At 67.4% G+C, this 15,497-nt stretch carries 14 protein-coding genes; 6 read left to right on the top strand and 8 right to left on the bottom strand.

All coding sequences use genetic code 11. The features are described 5' to 3' along the window. Nucleotides 1–44: 44 nt before the first annotated feature. From V6M63_RS13875 to arcC, 4 genes are all read left to right on the top strand, one after another. The gene (locus tag V6M63_RS13875) at nucleotides 45–1,496 is read left to right on the top strand and encodes a YfcC family protein (protein WP_332742718.1); all 1,452 of its coding nucleotides are present in this window, start codon (nucleotides 45–47) and stop codon (nucleotides 1,494–1,496) included. Continuing rightward, nucleotides 1,493–2,740: an arginine deiminase gene (arcA, locus tag V6M63_RS13870; protein WP_332742716.1), complete on the top strand. Its 1,248-nt coding sequence runs from the start codon at nucleotides 1,493–1,495 to the stop codon at nucleotides 2,738–2,740. Before V6M63_RS13875 ends, arcA begins: the two co-directional genes overlap by 4 nt. A 12-nt stretch (nucleotides 2,741–2,752) precedes the next feature. Next, on the top strand, nucleotides 2,753–3,754 hold the full coding sequence (gene argF / locus V6M63_RS13865) for an ornithine carbamoyltransferase (RefSeq protein WP_332742714.1): 1,002 nt from the start codon (nucleotides 2,753–2,755) through the stop codon (nucleotides 3,752–3,754). A 158-nt stretch (nucleotides 3,755–3,912) separates the two neighbouring features. After that, nucleotides 3,913–4,830, top strand: coding sequence for a carbamate kinase (arcC, locus tag V6M63_RS13860; RefSeq protein ID WP_332742712.1), 918 nt, complete (start codon nucleotides 3,913–3,915; stop codon nucleotides 4,828–4,830). 27 nt (nucleotides 4,831–4,857) lie between these two features. On the opposite strand, the gene V6M63_RS13855 is transcribed toward arcC, so the two are convergent. The 5 genes from V6M63_RS13855 to dsbD all read right to left on the bottom strand — a co-directional run bounded on the left by V6M63_RS13855 (nucleotide 4,858) and on the right by dsbD (nucleotide 10,390). After that, nucleotides 4,858–5,838 carry a c-type cytochrome gene (locus tag V6M63_RS13855; RefSeq protein ID WP_442909595.1) on the bottom strand — a complete coding sequence of 327 codons (981 nt, stop codon included), beginning with the start codon at nucleotides 5,836–5,838 and terminating at the stop codon, nucleotides 4,858–4,860. A 95-nt stretch (nucleotides 5,839–5,933) separates the two neighbouring features. Then, nucleotides 5,934–6,638, bottom strand: a complete 705-nt coding sequence (locus V6M63_RS13850) for a c-type cytochrome (protein WP_442909594.1) — start codon at nucleotides 6,636–6,638, stop codon at nucleotides 5,934–5,936. Nucleotides 6,639–6,831: 193 nt separating this feature from the next. After that, nucleotides 6,832–7,686 carry a thiol:disulfide interchange protein DsbG gene (gene dsbG / locus V6M63_RS13845; RefSeq protein ID WP_332742707.1) on the bottom strand — a complete coding sequence of 285 codons (855 nt, stop codon included), beginning with the start codon at nucleotides 7,684–7,686 and terminating at the stop codon, nucleotides 6,832–6,834. Next, entirely contained in the window at nucleotides 7,683–8,525 is an 843-nt protein-coding gene (locus V6M63_RS13840; protein WP_332742705.1) for a prolipoprotein diacylglyceryl transferase family protein, read from the bottom strand. The genes dsbG and V6M63_RS13840 overlap by 4 nt, the downstream gene beginning before the upstream one ends. Further along, complete coding sequence (gene dsbD, locus V6M63_RS13835) at nucleotides 8,522–10,390, bottom strand: protein-disulfide reductase DsbD (protein WP_332742703.1); 1,869 nt, start codon at nucleotides 10,388–10,390, stop codon at nucleotides 8,522–8,524. The genes V6M63_RS13840 and dsbD overlap by 4 nt, the downstream gene beginning before the upstream one ends. 181 nt (nucleotides 10,391–10,571) lie before the next feature. Between dsbD and V6M63_RS13830 the strand changes: the two genes are divergently transcribed. Continuing rightward, on the top strand, nucleotides 10,572–11,255 hold the full coding sequence (locus tag V6M63_RS13830; RefSeq protein ID WP_332742701.1) for a response regulator: 684 nt from the start codon (nucleotides 10,572–10,574) through the stop codon (nucleotides 11,253–11,255). Next, entirely contained in the window at nucleotides 11,252–12,619 is a 1,368-nt protein-coding gene (locus V6M63_RS13825; protein ID WP_332742699.1) for an ATP-binding protein, read from the top strand. The genes V6M63_RS13830 and V6M63_RS13825 overlap by 4 nt, the downstream gene beginning before the upstream one ends. A 69-nt stretch (nucleotides 12,620–12,688) precedes the next feature. On the opposite strand, the gene V6M63_RS13820 is transcribed toward V6M63_RS13825, so the two are convergent. The 3 genes from V6M63_RS13820 to V6M63_RS13810 all read right to left on the bottom strand — a co-directional run bounded on the left by V6M63_RS13820 (nucleotide 12,689) and on the right by V6M63_RS13810 (nucleotide 15,455). After that, nucleotides 12,689–13,456: a Crp/Fnr family transcriptional regulator gene (locus tag V6M63_RS13820; RefSeq protein ID WP_332742697.1), complete on the bottom strand. Its 768-nt coding sequence runs from the start codon at nucleotides 13,454–13,456 to the stop codon at nucleotides 12,689–12,691. Between the two features lie 171 nt (nucleotides 13,457–13,627). Next, a complete protein-coding gene (locus tag V6M63_RS13815; protein WP_332742695.1) occupies nucleotides 13,628–13,942 on the bottom strand; it encodes a BON domain-containing protein in 315 nt (104 codons plus the stop codon). Nucleotides 13,943–14,135: 193 nt separating this feature from the next. Next, nucleotides 14,136–15,455, bottom strand: a complete 1,320-nt coding sequence (locus tag V6M63_RS13810; RefSeq protein WP_332742693.1) for a trypsin-like peptidase domain-containing protein — start codon at nucleotides 15,453–15,455, stop codon at nucleotides 14,136–14,138. Between the last annotated feature and the right edge of the window lie 42 nt (nucleotides 15,456–15,497).

Below are 15,497 nucleotides of genomic sequence, written 5' to 3'. Positions count from 1 at the left end.
CCATCGTGACGGGGGTAGCGTCAGCGTCACTGGAGGCACACACCATGACAAGCCAAACGATTCCGCAGGCGCCTGCCGCCGCCGCGCCCAGCGTTCAAGACCGGTTTCCCACCGCATACAGCATCCTCTTTGCGCTGATCATCCTGATGGCCGCGCTCACCTGGATCCTGCCGGCCGGCCAGTACCAGCGCGTGGCCAACGAGGCGCTGGGCAAGGACGCGCCGGTGCCCGGCACCTACCAGGTGGTGGAGGCGGCGCCTCAAGGCGTGTTCGACGTGCTGATGGCGCCGATCACGGGCTTCTACAACCAGAGTACGGGCATGGCCAACGCCATCGACGTGTCGCTCTTCGTGCTCGTCATCGGCGGCTTCCTGGGCGTGGTGAACGCCACGGGCGCCGTCAACACCGGCATCGAGCGCGTGATGCTGCGCTTGAAGGGCCGCGAGAAATGGATGATCCCGGCCCTGATGCTGCTGTTTGCCGCCGGCGGCACCACCTATGGCATGGCCGAGGAGACGCTGGCGTTCTATGTGTTGCTGATTCCGCTGATGATCGCGGTGGGCTACGACGCGCTCACCGGCGTGGCGGTGATCATGGTGGGCGCCGGTGTGGGCGTGATCGGCTCCACCATCAACCCGTTCTCCACCGCCATCGCGTCCAACGCGGCCGGCATTCCGTTCACCCAGGGCCTGGTCTTGCGGCTGGTGATCCTGGCGCTGGGCTGGCTCATCTGCGTGGTCTACGTGATGCGCTATGCCGAGCGGGTGCGCAAGGACCCTTCGTCCTCGCTGGTGGCCGATCTCAGGGCGTCCAACGAGGCGCATTTCCTGCGCAACCGCGAAAGCCACCGCGAGGCGGTGCTCACCGGCCGGCAAAAAATCATCCTGCTGATGTTCGGCGCCACCTTCGCCGCCATGGTCTGGGGCGTGGCCTCGCAGGGCTGGTGGATGGCCGAGATGTCGGCCCTGTTCCTGGCCTCGGCCATCGCGGTGGGTCTGGTGGCGTGGATGGGCGAGAAGCCTTTCACCACCGCCTTCGTCGACGGTTCGCGCGATCTGCTGGGCGTGGCCCTGGTGATCGGCTTGGCGCGCGGCATCGTGGTCATCATGGACCAGGGCAAGATCACCGACACCATCCTGCACACCTTCGAAGGCTGGATCAGCGGCATGCCCGACGTGGCCTTTGTCAACGCGCTGTTCGCCACCGAAGGCCTGCTCAGCCTGCTGGTGCCGTCGACCTCTGGGTTGGCGGTGCTGAGCATGCCCATCCTGGCGCCGCTGTCCGACTTCGCCGGCGTGCCGCGCGAGCTGGCCGTGACCGCGTTCCAGACCGCGATCGGCATCACCAACCTGGTGACACCCACCTACGCCGTGGTGGTGGGCGCGCTGGCCATCGGCCGGGTGCCCTACCAGCGCTGGGTGCGATTCATCTGGCCCTTGATGTTGATGTTGACGCTGCTCAGCGTGGCCAGCCTGAGCGCGGCGGTGCTCCTGTGAGCGCAGTCGGCACCACCGAGGCCAGTGCCAGCCGGCTGGGCGTGCATTCCGAGGTGGGCAAACTGCGGCGCGTGCTGGTCAGTGCGCCTGGCCTGGCGCACGAGCGCCTCACTCCGGCGAACTGCGATGCCCTGTTGTTCGACGACGTGTTCTGGGTGCAGCAGGCGCGCACCGACCATTTCGACTTTGTCTCCAAGATGCAGGACCGTGGCGTCGAGGTGCTGGAGATGGGCGAGCTGCTCGCCGAGACCCTGGCCATTCCGGCCGCGCGCGACTGGGTGCTGCAGCGCAAGATCACACCGGACCACGTGGGCGTGGGCATGCTCGACGAGCTCAAGGGCTGGCTGTGGGGGCTGCCCGCCGAGGCGCTGGCGCGCTACCTCATCGGCGGTGTGGCGGTGCACGACCTGCCGTTCAAACCGGACGGCATGTTCGGGCCCTACCTGGGCCCCGATGGCTTCGTGCTGCCACCGCTGCCCAACATGCTGTTCACGCGCGACACCAGCGCCTGGATCTACGGTGGCGTCACCCTCAATCCCATGCACTGGCCGGCGCGGCGGCAGGAAACGCTGCTGACCGCTGCCGTGTACCGGCACCACCCGCTGTTCGCGCAGGCCGGCTTCCCGGTCTGGTGGGGCGACCCCGACGTGGACCACGGCCCGGCCACGCTGGAGGGCGGCGACATCATGCCGATCGGCCACGGCGTGGTCTTGATCGGCATGGGTGAGCGCAGCACACCGCAGGCGGTGGGGCAACTGGCGCAGGCCTTGTTCGCCGCCGGCGCCGCCCAGCGTGTGGTGGCCTGCCAGATGCCGCAGTCGCGCGCGGCCATGCACCTGGACACGGTGTTCTCGTTCTGCGACCGCGACACCGTGACCAGCTTCGTGGACGTGGCAGCGCAGATCGTCTGCCACAGCCTCTACCCCAACGACCGTGGAGGCATCGACTACAGACGCGAAAGCCAGCCGCTGTTCGAGGTGGTGGCGCAATGCCTCGGCCTGAAGCAGTTGCGCGTCATTCCCACCGGTGGCGACGGCTACGAACAGGCGCGCGAACAGTGGGACGACGGCAACAACGTGGTGGCCATCGAGCCGGGCGTGGTGATCGGCTACGACCGCAACACCCACACCAACACCCTGTTGCGCAAGGCCGGCATCGAGGTCATCACCATCCGCGGCAGCGAACTCGGCCGTGGTCGCGGCGGCGGGCACTGCATGACCTGTCCGATCTGGCGCGAGGCCTGACAAGGAAACACCATGGCATTCAATCTGAAAAACCGCAGCCTGCTGACCCTGCGCGACTTCACGGCGGGCGAGATCGGCTTCCTGCTCAAGCTCGCCGCCGACCTGAAAGCCGCCAAGTACGCCGGCACCGAGCAGCCGATGCTGCGCGGCAAGGAAATCGCGCTCATCTTCGAAAAAGACTCGACGCGCACCCGCGTCGGCTTCGAGGTGGCGGCGCACGACCAGGGCGCCACCGTCACCTACCTCGGGCCCTCGGGCAGCCACATCGGCCACAAGGAATCCATCAAGGACACGGCGCGGGTGCTGGGGCGGGTGTACGACGCGATCGAATACCGCGGCTTTGGCCAGGCGGTGGTCGAGACGCTGGCGCAGTGGTCGGGCGTGCCGGTCTACAACGGCCTGACCGACCAGTTCCACCCGACGCAGATCCTGGCCGACCTGCTGACCATGCGTGAGCACTGCGAGAAGCCGCTGCGTGAAATCGCCTTCTGCTTTCTCGGCGACACCGGCAACAACATGGGCGACTCGCTGCTGATCGGCGCTGCCAAGCTCGGCATGGACGTGCGCCTGTGCGGGCCGGCATCGTTGTGGCCGGACCCGGCCATCGTCGATGAAGCGTCGGCGCTGGCGCGGGACAGCGGGGCGCGCGTCCTGCTGACCGAGGACGTGGCCGCGGGCGTGAAGGGCTGCGACTTCCTCTACACCGACGTCTGGGTCTCGATGGGCGAGCCCGAATCGGTCTGGGCCGAGCGCATCCGGCTGCTGCTGCCCTACCAGGTCAACGCTGCGGCGATGGCGCTGACTGGCAACCCACGCGTGCGCTTCATGCACTGCCTGCCGGCCTTCCACAACACCGAGACCGAGGTGGGCGCGCAGATCGAGCGGCTGCACGGCATCACCGCCATGGAGGTCACCGACGAGGTGTTCGAGAGCCCGGCGTCCATCGTGTTCGACCAGGCGGAGAACCGCATGCACACCATCAAGGCGGTGCTGGTCGCCACGCTGGGGGGCTGATGTGAAGCACCCCCCGCGCCGCTTCGCGGCTCCCCCCTCTCTCGCCCTCGGCGGGAGGGGGGCGACACCTGGGGCCGGCGGAGCCGGACCCGCGGTGTCTCTGGCCTGGCGTTGTTTCGTGCGTTGCGGGTCGCGCTTCGGCGTGATGGTGTACTGAGATGGCCTTCGTCGTGGTTGCTCTGGGTGGCAACGCGCTGTTGCGGCGCGGCGAGCCGGTGAGCGCGGCAACGCAGCGCGACAACATCCGCCGCGCGGCGCTGGCGCTGGCGCGGCTCATGGCCGAGGGGCACCAGCTCGTCGTCACCCACGGCAACGGGCCGCAGGTGGGCCTGCTCGCGCTGCAGGGCGAGGCCGCCGGCAAGGGCGCCTTTCCGCTCGACGTGCTCGGCGCCGAGACCGAGGGCATGATCGGCTACGTGTTGCAGCAGGAACTGGACAACGCCTATGCGGGCGCGGCGCACTTCGCCACGCTGCTGACGCAGGTCGAGGTGGACCCGCAGGACCCCGCGTTCGAAGCTCCGAGCAAGCCGGTCGGCTCGGTCTACAGCGAGGCCGATGCGAAACGCCTGGCCGAGCAGCGCGGCTGGTCCGTCGCGCGCGATGGCGACGCCTGGCGCCGCGTCGTGGCCTCACCGAAGCCGGTGCGCATTCTCGAGATCGAGGTGATCCGCCTGCTGGTGGCGCAGGGCGTGACCGTGATCTGCGCAGGCGGCGGCGGCATTCCCGTGGCGCAGCGCGCCGACGGTGCCTACATCGGTGTGGAGGCCGTGATCGACAAGGACCACGCCAGCGGCCTGCTGGCCGCCGAGTTGAAGGCCGATGCCTTCCTCATGCTGACCGACGTGCCGGCGGTGTTCACCGGCTGGGGCACGCCGGCGCAGCGCGCGCTGGGCGACGTGACGCCGCAGGAGCTCGCCGCCCTGGACTTTGCCGCTGGCTCCATGGGCCCCAAGGTGCAGGCCGCCTGCGATTTCGTGAACCGCAGCGGTGGCATGGCCGGCATCGGCGCGCTGGACGACGCGTCGGCCATCCTGGCGCGGCGGGCCGGCACGCGGGTGGTGCCCCCACAGGTTTGATCTCGGCGAGGTACTCGGTGCACAAGCTCACGGCCGAGTCGTCGGCCGGGGCTTGAACGGCTTGGGCGGGCCAGTGGCGCCGAGCACCTTGCCCGCAACCTCGCGCCCGTACATCGAATCCTCGGTGGCGTGAAACTCCCGTTGTGTGCCTTGCACGTTGCCGGTGTAGCGCGGGTCCTGTGGCCGGTCGTGGCTGTTCATGAAGAGCGCGACGTCCCACGCCTGTTGCTCCGTCAGCGTGCCGGGCAGACCCAGCGGCATGTTCGCCTTGACAAACGCGGCGGCATTGCTGATGCGCCCCATGCCGGCGCCCCAGTTGAACGAGTCAGCGCCCCAGAGCGCAGGGAACACCGCGTAACCGTTTTGCGTGCGCTGGCCTGCGCCATCGGCGCCGTGGCACAGCGCACAACTCTCGGTGTAGACCTTCTCGCCGCGCACGAAGTCGGCCTGCTGCGCGGGTGGGGCTAGCGGCGGGTAACCGCGGCCCGCGAGCTTCGGGTCGAGCGGTGCGCCGGACGCGAGCCAGTAGGCGTAGCTCTCCAGCGCCACCAGCTCGGGCGCCCCCAGCGGTGGTGCGCGCCCGTTCATGCTGTACTCGAAACAGCCTTGCAGCCGCTGCTGGAAGGTGGTGACGCTCTTGGTCTTGCTGCGGTAGGCGGGGTAGCTCACGAAAGCGGCCCACAGCGGTGATGAGTCCGCCAGCCGCCCGGCATCGAGGTGGCAACTGACGCAGCGCAAGCTGTTGCCGACATACGCGGGCATGGCGCGCGGCGTGTCGACAAAAATCTCGCGGCCTCGACGGATCACGTCGCCGAACTCGCCCGCCGGTATTTGTGATTCCGGAGGTGGGCGAAACACCACGCCCGCGCCGGTCGGGGCGGCCGGCGCGGTGAGCTCGGCCCGAGGCGGATCACCCGCCAGGTCGCTCGGTGGTCGTGGCGCGGACGCTGCCGCGCGTGCCTGTTCGCGTTCCCGCCGGGCGGTCCATCGCTCGCTGTAGGCCTGCATGCTGAAGTAGTCGAACACCCCTGCCGCATGGAGGCCAACGCCGATGGCCAGCACCGCCAGCGCGGCGCCCACAGCCCGCCGTGTTTGTCGGGTCATCATCGAACCTCCTTCGCAGGCAAGGCGGCGTAGTGCTCGGCAATGGCGAGCACCTCGGCCTCGGACAGCTTCCTGGCGACCACGGACATCAGCCCCATCGGGCCGGGCGGTCGTGCACCGGTTTTCCAGGCGTTCAACTGGTTGGCAAGGTAGCTCGCGCTCTGCCCGGCCAGAGGCGGAAAGTCCGGGCCCACGCCACGCCCACCCGGGCCGTGGCATTGCTCGCACGCCGGCAACTGGTCGGCCCAGCGGCCGCGGGTGGCCAGGGCACTGCCCGCCGAGACCGGTGCCGACGACGTTGCCATGGACGATGCGGGCGCTGTTGACACAGCTGCGGCCGGCGCAGGCAACGCAGCGTAATAGGTCGACACGTCAACGCGTTGGGCGTCCGACAATGCCTTGGCGATCGGCCTCATCACGTCGTTGACGCGCGTGCCGTCCGCGAAGGCGGCCAGCTGGCGTTGCATGTAGGGCGCGCCCAGTCCGGCCAGGCGCGGGAAACCGGCCTGTGCGAGGCCTTCTCCTGCCGCACCATGACAGGTCTGGCAGGCTGGGACAGCCCCGGCGCCCGTCTTGGCAATGGCCGCGCCGTCGGCATGGCAGCTGACGCTGAACATCAGGCCCAGGAAGACCTGGATGGCGGACCATCTTGTGATCACCAGTCGGCCCGTTCGAGGCTGCGTTGCCCGCTCGGTGCGACGCATCGACCGTTGCAAGAGCGCGTTGTCTGCGAGCAGTTGCGCAAGGGACTCGATCATGACGGTCTTTCCATGGGCAAGGTAGGCCATCAGGAGCCGGGCGGTTGTCCAAGGCCGCATGGCGTGCATGGCAGCCTGCCAGCTTGGCCTGATCCGCTTCGTCTCTCTGTGCGGTGCCGTACCGAGCGGCCGGTTCCCGTCAACGCGGCCCAAAGATGGCAGCCAGGCCGGACTCCGGCGCGCCCTGGCGCATCTGGACACCGCCGCCGGCGTCCTTCCACACCAACGCGGGCGTGGCTCGCAGGCCGTAGGCGCCCATCAGCGCGGCGTTCGCGTCCAGTTTCGCGGCGACCGCGGCGGGGACCACCGAAAGCGGTTTCAAGCTGTCGTCACCGAGGGGTTTTGGTCGTCCGCTGGCCAGCATCTTTGCGTTCGATGCAACGTGCCCCCGTTCATGGGCGTCCAGTGCTGCAGCCGGGTTTTTGTCGCCGAGCAATGCGGCTGCCTTGCCGGCGCTGGTCGGTGTCAGGATGCCCACCATGACGTGCCGAAGCTGCACCTTGCCCGCGTCGATCCACGGCCGTGCGTCGTCCCAGAGCTTGTTGCAGTAGGGGCAGTTGGGGTCGGTGAACACATAGACCGTTCGTGGCGCGTCCGAGCGGCCATCAGCGATCCAGTGGCTCTTCTCGAGATTGCCCCAGACCGCCTCGGACATCGGCTGGGCCACTGCTTTTTCCAGCCCGGTCGCCGTGAGGTTCTTGCCGGTGGCGTCAAACATCGTTCCGGCAATCACGTACTTGCCATCGGGCGTCAGGTACAGGGCAATGGGCTCGGTGCCCGCGTGGGCAGCGTAGGCGGTCATTCCGCCTGCACCTGGAAATGTGCCCACGATGCTCAGGCCTTTTTTTTCCAGCGCCTGGAGTGGCACGGGAAGGGGTGGGGCAGCGAAGGCCATCGATGCAGAAGCCGATGCGAGGGCGATCAGCACGACCATGGACGACACGGTTGCGAAAGGCAGGGGTGATGAGAAGGCGCGGGCATTGGGATGGTTCATGGCGTGGTGAGTGGTTGTGATGGAGGTGTGGCGGCGCGAAGGCTTGTCAGGCGCTGGGTGAGCGTGGCTTGCGACAGCTCGCCAATGCGGGTGTCGACAAGCCATCCTTGCGCGTCGAAGAACAGCGTGGTTGGCAAGGCGCTGTGGCCCAGCGTTGCGCCCGTGAGGCGCTTGGGATCGAGCAGCACGTTCTTCAGCGTCAGGCTGTGGCGGTTGAGGAAGCTGTCAATTGCTTGCGCGTCTTCGCCTTGATTGACGAAGACGATGTTCATGTCCGGGTGGGCAGCCTGTGCCTGTTGCATCACGGGCATCTCGCGCACGCACGGCGGACACCAGGTAGCCCAGAGGTTGACCACGGTGGGCTTGCCGGCGAACCCCACCAGCGACACCGGCTGACCCGTCATCGAGGTCAGCGCCAGCGGCGGCAAGGGCACGGGCGTGGTGGACATCAGAACGGAGCCAAAGCTGCCCAGCATCAACACCAGGCCGGTGGTGATCGCAGCGGCAAACACGGGTTTGCGCATGCCGGCCTGGCGCTGCGCACGTTGCAGGCCGAACAGCAAGGCCGCCACAACGCCCGCAGCGGGCTCCCAGCCGCCATCGCGGATGTCCAGGATGCTCAGGGGGGAAGCGAAGTACTGCTCGTGCCATTGCCAGACGAAGGCGAGTCGTGCCGCGAACAGGCCGACCAACAGCATGCGCGTGAGCGTGGGTTCGGCCTCGATGCCCGCGGACTTCGCCATCCATCTGGCGACCCACCGGCCGAGTGCGATGGCGAACAGGGCGAGCAGCACCGAATACGGCAACGACAGCGGGCCGATCTGCAGGGACTGGTTCATACCGGAGCCTCCACCTTGAGCGTGGGTGGCCCAGGCTGGCGCTGCAAGAACTGCTCGACTGTGAACTCACCCACCAGGCGGGCGTCGCGCCGCTCGCGTCCGGCCGCATCGAACATCATCACGGTCGGCGGGCCGATCACCTGGTGGTTGCGCATCAGTTCCCGATGGTGCGCGTCGTTCGTGGTCACATCGGCGCGCAGCAGCAGAACGCCGGCCAGCGAGCGTTGCACGCGAGCGTCTGCAAAAACCTCCTTTTCGATCGCCTTGCAGGAAACACACCAGTCGGCATAGAAGTCAACAAGGGTGGTTTGCCCCGCCGCCCGGGCGGCGGCCAGTCGGGCCCGGAGGTCGGCGTCGCTGGTGATGGGTTCAAACTGCAGGCCCGTTGTCGTTTCCGCCTGGCCCGTTGCCGACGCTGCGGCGAACGGCAGTGGCCGCCAGGGATCCACCTGACCGCCCGCCGCGCCGAGCACCATCGCGCTGCCCCACAGACCGGCCAGCACCGCCAGCGTGCGGATGGCCAGCCGGTTCGGCGACGCGCTGTCAGAGACGGCGGTGGCCCTGCGAGACGCCGCATGCACGAGCGTCACCGCCACAGCGAGCAGGAGCGTGCCCCACATCAGCAATGCCAGCGGCGCGGGGACAACGCGTTCCAGCATCCACACTGCGGTGCCCAGCAGCACGAAGCCCAGCGCAGCTTTCACGCGTTCCATCCACGGACCCGGCTTCGGCAGGAAGCGCGAACCCAGGGTGCCGACGATCACCAGCGGCGTGCCCATGCCCAGGCCCAGCGCCGCCAGCAACAGCGCTCCCTGGACCGCGTTGCCGCTCTGGGCGATGTAGAGCAGGGCACCTGCCAGCGGCGCGGTCATGCACGGGCCGACCAGCAGTGCCGACAACACACCCATGGCTGCAGCACCTGGCAGCGAACCGCCGCGCAAGCCATGGCTTGCACCGTCGAGCTTGTCGCGCAGCCGGGCAGGCAGCTGCAGGGTGAACACGCCGAACATGCCCAGGGCCAGCACCACGTAGATGCCACCCAGGGCGAGCATCGTCCAGCGGTTTTGCAGCATCGCCTGCAGGTTCGCCCCTGCCAGCGCAGCCGCCACGCCCAGTGTGGAATAGGTCAGCGCCATGGGCAGCACGAACGCCATGGACAGCGCGAACGCACGCCGTGGCGGCGCCCGGCTGCCCACCACGATGCCGGAGACGATGGGCAACATCGGCAGCACACAGGGCGTGAAGGCGAGTGCGATGCCGAGCAGGAAGAAGAGCGGCAAGGTCCAGCCGAGCGAGCGCTCGCCCAGCCATTGCTTGATCAGGGTGTCACTGCCGGAAACGCTGTTCCAGAAGCCGGTGACGTCCGGTGATTGCGCTTGTGATGAGGAGTTGGCGGGTGTAGCGGTGGAGTTGGCCGACGAGACGCCGGCGACCTGGATGGTCTGGCTCTGGGGGGGATAACACAGACCTGCATCGGCGCAGCCTTGCCATGTGACGTGGAGTGCGGCGGCGCCCGCGGACGACACCTTCATCGTGACCGCGTCGTGGTAGACCTCCATCACGCCGAAGTTGGGGTCGTCCTTGCGAATGCCCGGCGGGAGTTCCGTTTCCACAGGGCCTGCGGACGGAGATGCCGTGACCGCCATGCGCTCGCGATACAGGTAGTACCCCGGCGCGATGGTCCAGGTCAGATGCAAACCGCCAGTGCCGGGCTTCGCGACCACCAGCCGAAAGGCTCGCTCGGGTTGCAGGAAGTCTTCAGCGGCGTGTGCGGGCACCGCTCCAACCCACATCAGCACCAGTGCGGTGAGGGTGGCCGGGGCAGCGCGCAAGCCGCTTCGGAGACGATGGAAAAAGTCGGGCATGGGCAGGTGTGGAGCGTGACGGGGTGTCAACGAAGCGACATCCTTGAACGCTGCGATTAAGGTGGCGTTAACGCCTTTTCCGGAGTGTCTTTGGCGGTGCTTCCAACCCCTCACCCACCATAATCGCGCCATGAAATCCAATCGGCCATGAAATGCGGTGTTGGCCCCTTCGGAGACTGTCGTGCACGTCTTGCTGATTGAAGACGACCGTCTCGTTGCCAGTGGCATCGTTGCCGGGCTGCGCTTGCTCGGCGTGACCGTGGATCACGTCGACACCGCCGCGAAGGCGCGCGCGGCGCTCGGTGCGTCGCACTTCGATGTCTGTGTGCTTGACCTCGGCCTGCCCGATGAAGACGGCATGGCGGTGCTTGCGCGTTGGCGCGCTCAGGGGCAGGCGATCCCCGTGCTTGTGCTGACGGCGCGTGACGCGCTCGAACACCGAGTCGCGGGACTGCAGGCCGGCGCCGACGATTACTTGCTCAAGCCCTTCGAGCTCGACGAACTGGTGGCCCGCCTGCATGCGCTGGTGCGCCGGGCCAGCGGGCGCAGCAGTGACCTCGTCGAACACGGCAGCCTGACCTTCAGCGCTTCCAGCGGCGAGGTCCGGCTGCACGGCGTGCGGGTTGAACTGTCGCGACGCGAACTCGCGTTGTTGCGCGCGTTGCTGCAGAACCCCGGCCGCATTCTGAGTCTGGAGCAACTCCAGGCCAGCCTGTATGGCTTTGAAACCGACGTGGAAAGCAACGCGGTGAACGTGCACATCCACCACCTGCGCCGAAAGCTGGGTCCCACGATCGTGGAAACCGTGCGCGGCCTGGGCTACCGGTTGGGTGCGGCCGGAGCGGCACTTGAGGAAAGGCGATGACGCTGCGCCTGCGCCTGGTCGCCATCATCGGTTTGTCGCTGACGCTGCTGTGGAGCGTCGTTGCGGTGTGGATGTTCATGGATGTGCGCGAGCAGTTGAGAACCGCTCTGGACGAGCGACTGGCAGCATCGGCACGCATGGTGGCCGGCCTGGTGGCGCGCCTTCCGGCCGAACGCCTGCAAGTCAATGGGCCACCGGATTTGCCGCTTGATGTGATCGCGCGCGACGGCCTGGCGTGTGAGGTCAGCCTGGTTCGCGGCGAGGTCGGGATCCTGCCCATCGCGCGCACCGCCACCAGCCCTGGCCTGGAGGCGGCAACTTTGGGCTACAGCACAGCCGTCCATGGTGGCAAGTCCTGGCGCACCTACGTGCTGCAGGTGGGTGAAGTGCGCATTGCCACCGCTGACCGCGTGGATGGGCGTGAAGGCCTGCTGCGCGAGATCGCGCTCTCTGCAGCTGTCCCGTTCGCCATCGCGATGGCCGGCAGTCTGGTGCTGCTGTGGATCGGTGTCGGGCGAGGTCTTGCGCCGATCGAACGGGTGCGCACCGCGTTGCTGAATCGACGGGCTGACGCCGAGGTGCCGTTGCCCGACATCGACGCGCCACCGGAACTGCAGCCGCTGATCGACACCATCGCTCACTTGCTGGTTCGCGTGCAGGACGCGATCGAGCGGGAGCGGCGCTTCACCGACGACGCCGCGCACGAGCTGCGCACACCGCTGACCGCCATCAAGACCCATCTGCAGGTGCTGCGCCTGGCCTTCGGCGACGCCGGGCTGCCTGGCGCGGCCGGCGAGGCGTTGGTGAATGCGCAGCAAGGCGTGGCGCGGCTGCACCGCACGCTTGAGCAGTTGTTGTTGCTGGCGCGGCTTGAGGGAGCGGAGAAGGCCGATCAGGCGCCGCGGGTCGATGCGGTGCATGCGGCGCAACAGGCGATCGACGATGCGTCAGCCGGTGCACCACGCGTGGAGTTGCGTGCAGAGACGAACTCAGCGTCGCTGGCGATGCCCGAGGTCTTGCTGGTGTCGGCTCTGCGCAACCTGCTGGACAACGCGTTGCGCCATTCACCCAGGCCCGGCTCGGTCGTGCTGCAGATCGAACGGCCGCCGGGCCAGGTGGCGTTCTGCGTTCTCGACGAAGGCCCGGGCATGACCGCCACCGAAGTTGCACAAGCGGCGCAGCGGTTCTGGCGGCGCGGCAGCGGTCATGTGGATGGTGCTACCGGCAGCGGCCTGGGCCTCTCGATCGTCGATGCCATCGCCAGGCGTTATGGCGGCAAGTTGCAGCTGGCGCCGCGCAGGGGCGAGGGTCTGGAAGCGCGGCTGTGTTTTCCAGCGGTTCGTGGTGAGAGCGACACAGCTTGAAGCCGGGGCGCGCGCATCGGGCCGCACCTGGGTTGAGTGGATACCTGTTGCCTCAGCGATCGCAAGCACTCAGAACGGCTGTCCGATCAGGAGGTCCAGTGGGTTCGTCAATGGCTGCGGCGTTGATCGCGCCAAGGGCAGCAGCCGGTTGTACTCGTTCTTGACCACTCTGTAGCACTCGCAAGCCTGCCTCTCGAGCCCTGTGCGATCGACCACCTGGATGCGCCCACGCGCGTAGGAAATCTGACCGAGGGCCTGCAACCGCTGTGCGCCCTCTGTCACGCCTTCGCGGCGTACGCCGAGCGAATAGGCAATCTGCTCATGCGTTGCGACGACCACGTTGTCCTGACCACGGTCCAGGTTCAGGAGCAGCCATCGGCACAGCCTCTCGTACAAGGAATGGTGGCGGTTGCACACCGCTGTCTGTGCCACCAGGCTGCTCAGGGCCAAGGTGTAGCGCAACAACAGTCGCGATGCAGAGCCGACCCGGTCGACCTCCTCCTGGAGCACCCGCGCCGGCAACCGGAGCGCCTCGCCGGGGCTTCCCACCACGGCACGGTTGGGCATGGATCCGCCCCCCAGGAGCAGCTCTATGCCGACGATCCCCTCGTTGCCGATGAGGGCGAGCTCTGTCGATTCCCCGTCTGCCGTGACGTAGACGATGGAGACAACGGCCGTCGTCGGGAAGTACGCGAAATTCATCGGGCGGCCGGACTCGTGCAAAACCAGACGCTGCGGTAGATTGACCTTCTCCAGCTGGGGCAGCCAGCGCTGTCGCACGTCCTCCGGGAGGCCGGCGATGACGTGGTTCGTTGGTGGTGAACATGCAATGCACATGAAGCGACTCCGCCAATTCAGTGCACTGAACGTTAGGCCGTCCTGACCCAGGCTCCCTTGATCTGGCTCAACCTGCGGAGTCGTCGTGTCCGATGTTGAACCGTTCGGCCGATGGGGCGCTCCCACGCGGCAGTTGGACGAGAGCGCCGCAAGCGAGCGCTGCTCAGTCTCTCAAGGCCGCACAGAAATTTCGTTCTTGACCGACTTCACGCCGTTCACTTTGCGCGCGATGGCCTCGGCAGCGGACTTCTCCGCAGCGCTCTTCGCGAACCCGGACAGCATGACGGTGCCGTTGAGCGTTTCGACCCGGATGCTGGTGGCGGCAACCGTTTTGTCCTCGGCGAAACGAGCCTTGATCTGGGTGGTGATGACGGTGTCGTCGACATATGCACCAACTGATTCCTGGCCGCGAGTGACGGCGCAGCCCGACGTGGTGAGCAGAAGCAGCGCGGTGAAAGCGGCGACGAATGCGTGACTTGTTTTCATGGTTGACTCCAGTGGTTGTTTCTATTCGGCCAATCCGATCATCCGGGTCTGCAGTTCCCGAATGACCGTCAGTCTCCGGGAACCTCGCAATTCACTCTGTGCGATACCGAACATGGAACTGGCCGTCGGTTGATGGAGGCGTGGAGTGCCTTGGTGCTCGTGGGGCATGCCGTGCGCCAGGAAACCGGCGGTGTCAATCCAGCTCCAGCGGGATGAACATCCGTTTCCCGTCGCGGTCCACCAGCAGGGCAGCGCTCAAGGGGCGGTTGCGCACCAGCCGCCGCACGTCGTCCAGGGATTGCACGGGTGTGAGGTTGATGGCCAGCAGGGCGTCGCCTGCGAGCAGTCCGGCCTGCGCAGTGTGTGCGCTCACCTCGTCAATCCAAAGTCCCGCTGTCACCCCAAGCAGATTGCGCTCCTGCGCCGTCAGAGGCCGCAGGCTCCAGCCCAGCTCTTGCCGGCCCTGGGCAGCGTGCGTGGTGTCGGGCACCCCTGCCTCCACCAGATCCATCGCCTCGTCCAGTTGCACCTCCAGCTCCAGTGCCTTCTTCCCCCGCCACACAGCAAGGCGAACCCGCTCGCCTGCCAGCGCCACGCCGAGGTAGCTGGTGAGCTCCCCCGCGTACCCGAGCGCCTGGCCGTTGCAGGCGGTGATGATGTCGCCCGCGCGCAGGCCGCCCTTGTCGGCGGCGCTGCCAGCGTCAACGCCGGCCACCAGCGCACCCCGAGGCTGCTCCAGGCCAAAGGCGTGGGCCAGCGTGAGGTCCAGGTTCTGGATCGTCACGCCCAGGTAACCGTGCCGCATGCGGCCGTGGGCAACGATCTGATCTTTCACGCGCATTGCCACATCGATCGGCACCGCGAACGACAGACCCTGGTAGCCCCCCGAGAAGGTGTAGATGTGCGACTGGATGCCGACCACCGAGGCGCTCGCATCCAGCAGCGGCCCGCCCGAGTGGCCCGGGTTGACGGATGCATCGGTCTGGATGTGGGGCACCGCGGCGTAGCCCGGCAGCGCGCGACCCTTGGCGCTGACGATGCCGTGCGAAACACTTTGCTCAAGCCCGAACGGTGCACCGATGGTCACCACCGGGTCGCCTACCTGGAGCTGGTTCACCCGGCCCACCCGCAGCACCGGCAGACCGGTGGCTTCCAGGCGCAAGACGGCCACGTCCGTCGTCGGGTCGGTGCCCACCACCTGCGCGCGAAACTGGCGCCGGTCACTCAGGCGCACCGTGATGCGGCGAGCGCCTTCAATCACATGGGCGCTGGTGAGCACCAGGCCGTCGCGGCTGATGATGAAGCCCGATCCCTGCCCATGAAAGGGCTGCTTGCCATTGAATGGCAGCACGGGTGTCTTGTCTTCGGGTGTCCACGGAGATGAAGAGGGCGTGCGCATGCCGACCACCTCGATACCCACCACGGCGGGGCCAGCCAACTCGACGATCGCGCGGTGGTTGGGTGTGAACCCACCCGGCAACGCGCCGGTCAGGCCGTCAGGCTCGGTGGCCAAGGCAGCTACCAGCGAACTGCCCAACAGCACGAGAGCAGGGAG

Source organism: Hydrogenophaga sp. (assembly GCF_036675665.1).
GTDB lineage: Bacteria > Pseudomonadota > Gammaproteobacteria > Burkholderiales > Burkholderiaceae_C > Hydrogenophaga.
The sequence above is the reverse complement of the archived record's forward strand: the minus strand, read 5'-3'. Positions and strand labels throughout refer to the sequence as shown.

Excerpts from the sequence above, each read along its gene's own strand:
- V6M63_RS13875 (WP_332742718.1), top strand. The coding sequence starts at position 45 with ATGACAAGCCAAACGATTCCGCAGGCGCCTGCCGCCGCCGCGCCCAGC.
- argF (WP_332742714.1), top strand. The coding sequence starts at position 2,753 with ATGGCATTCAATCTGAAAAACCGCAGCCTGCTGACCCTGCGCGACTTC.
- arcC (WP_332742712.1), top strand. The coding sequence starts at position 3,913 with ATGGCCTTCGTCGTGGTTGCTCTGGGTGGCAACGCGCTGTTGCGGCGC.
- V6M63_RS13855 (WP_442909595.1), bottom strand. The coding sequence starts at position 5,838 with ATGCAGGCCTACAGCGAGCGATGGACCGCCCGGCGGGAACGCGAACAG.
- V6M63_RS13850 (WP_442909594.1), bottom strand. The coding sequence starts at position 6,638 with ATGCGTCGCACCGAGCGGGCAACGCAGCCTCGAACGGGCCGACTGGTG.
- dsbG (WP_332742707.1), bottom strand. The coding sequence starts at position 7,686 with ATGAACCATCCCAATGCCCGCGCCTTCTCATCACCCCTGCCTTTCGCA.
- V6M63_RS13840 (WP_332742705.1), bottom strand. The coding sequence starts at position 8,525 with ATGAACCAGTCCCTGCAGATCGGCCCGCTGTCGTTGCCGTATTCGGTG.
- dsbD (WP_332742703.1), bottom strand. The coding sequence starts at position 10,390 with ATGCCCGACTTTTTCCATCGTCTCCGAAGCGGCTTGCGCGCTGCCCCG.
- V6M63_RS13825 (WP_332742699.1), top strand. The coding sequence starts at position 11,252 with ATGACGCTGCGCCTGCGCCTGGTCGCCATCATCGGTTTGTCGCTGACG.
- V6M63_RS13820 (WP_332742697.1), bottom strand. The coding sequence starts at position 13,456 with ATGTGCATTGCATGTTCACCACCAACGAACCACGTCATCGCCGGCCTC.
- V6M63_RS13815 (WP_332742695.1), bottom strand. The coding sequence starts at position 13,942 with ATGAAAACAAGTCACGCATTCGTCGCCGCTTTCACCGCGCTGCTTCTG.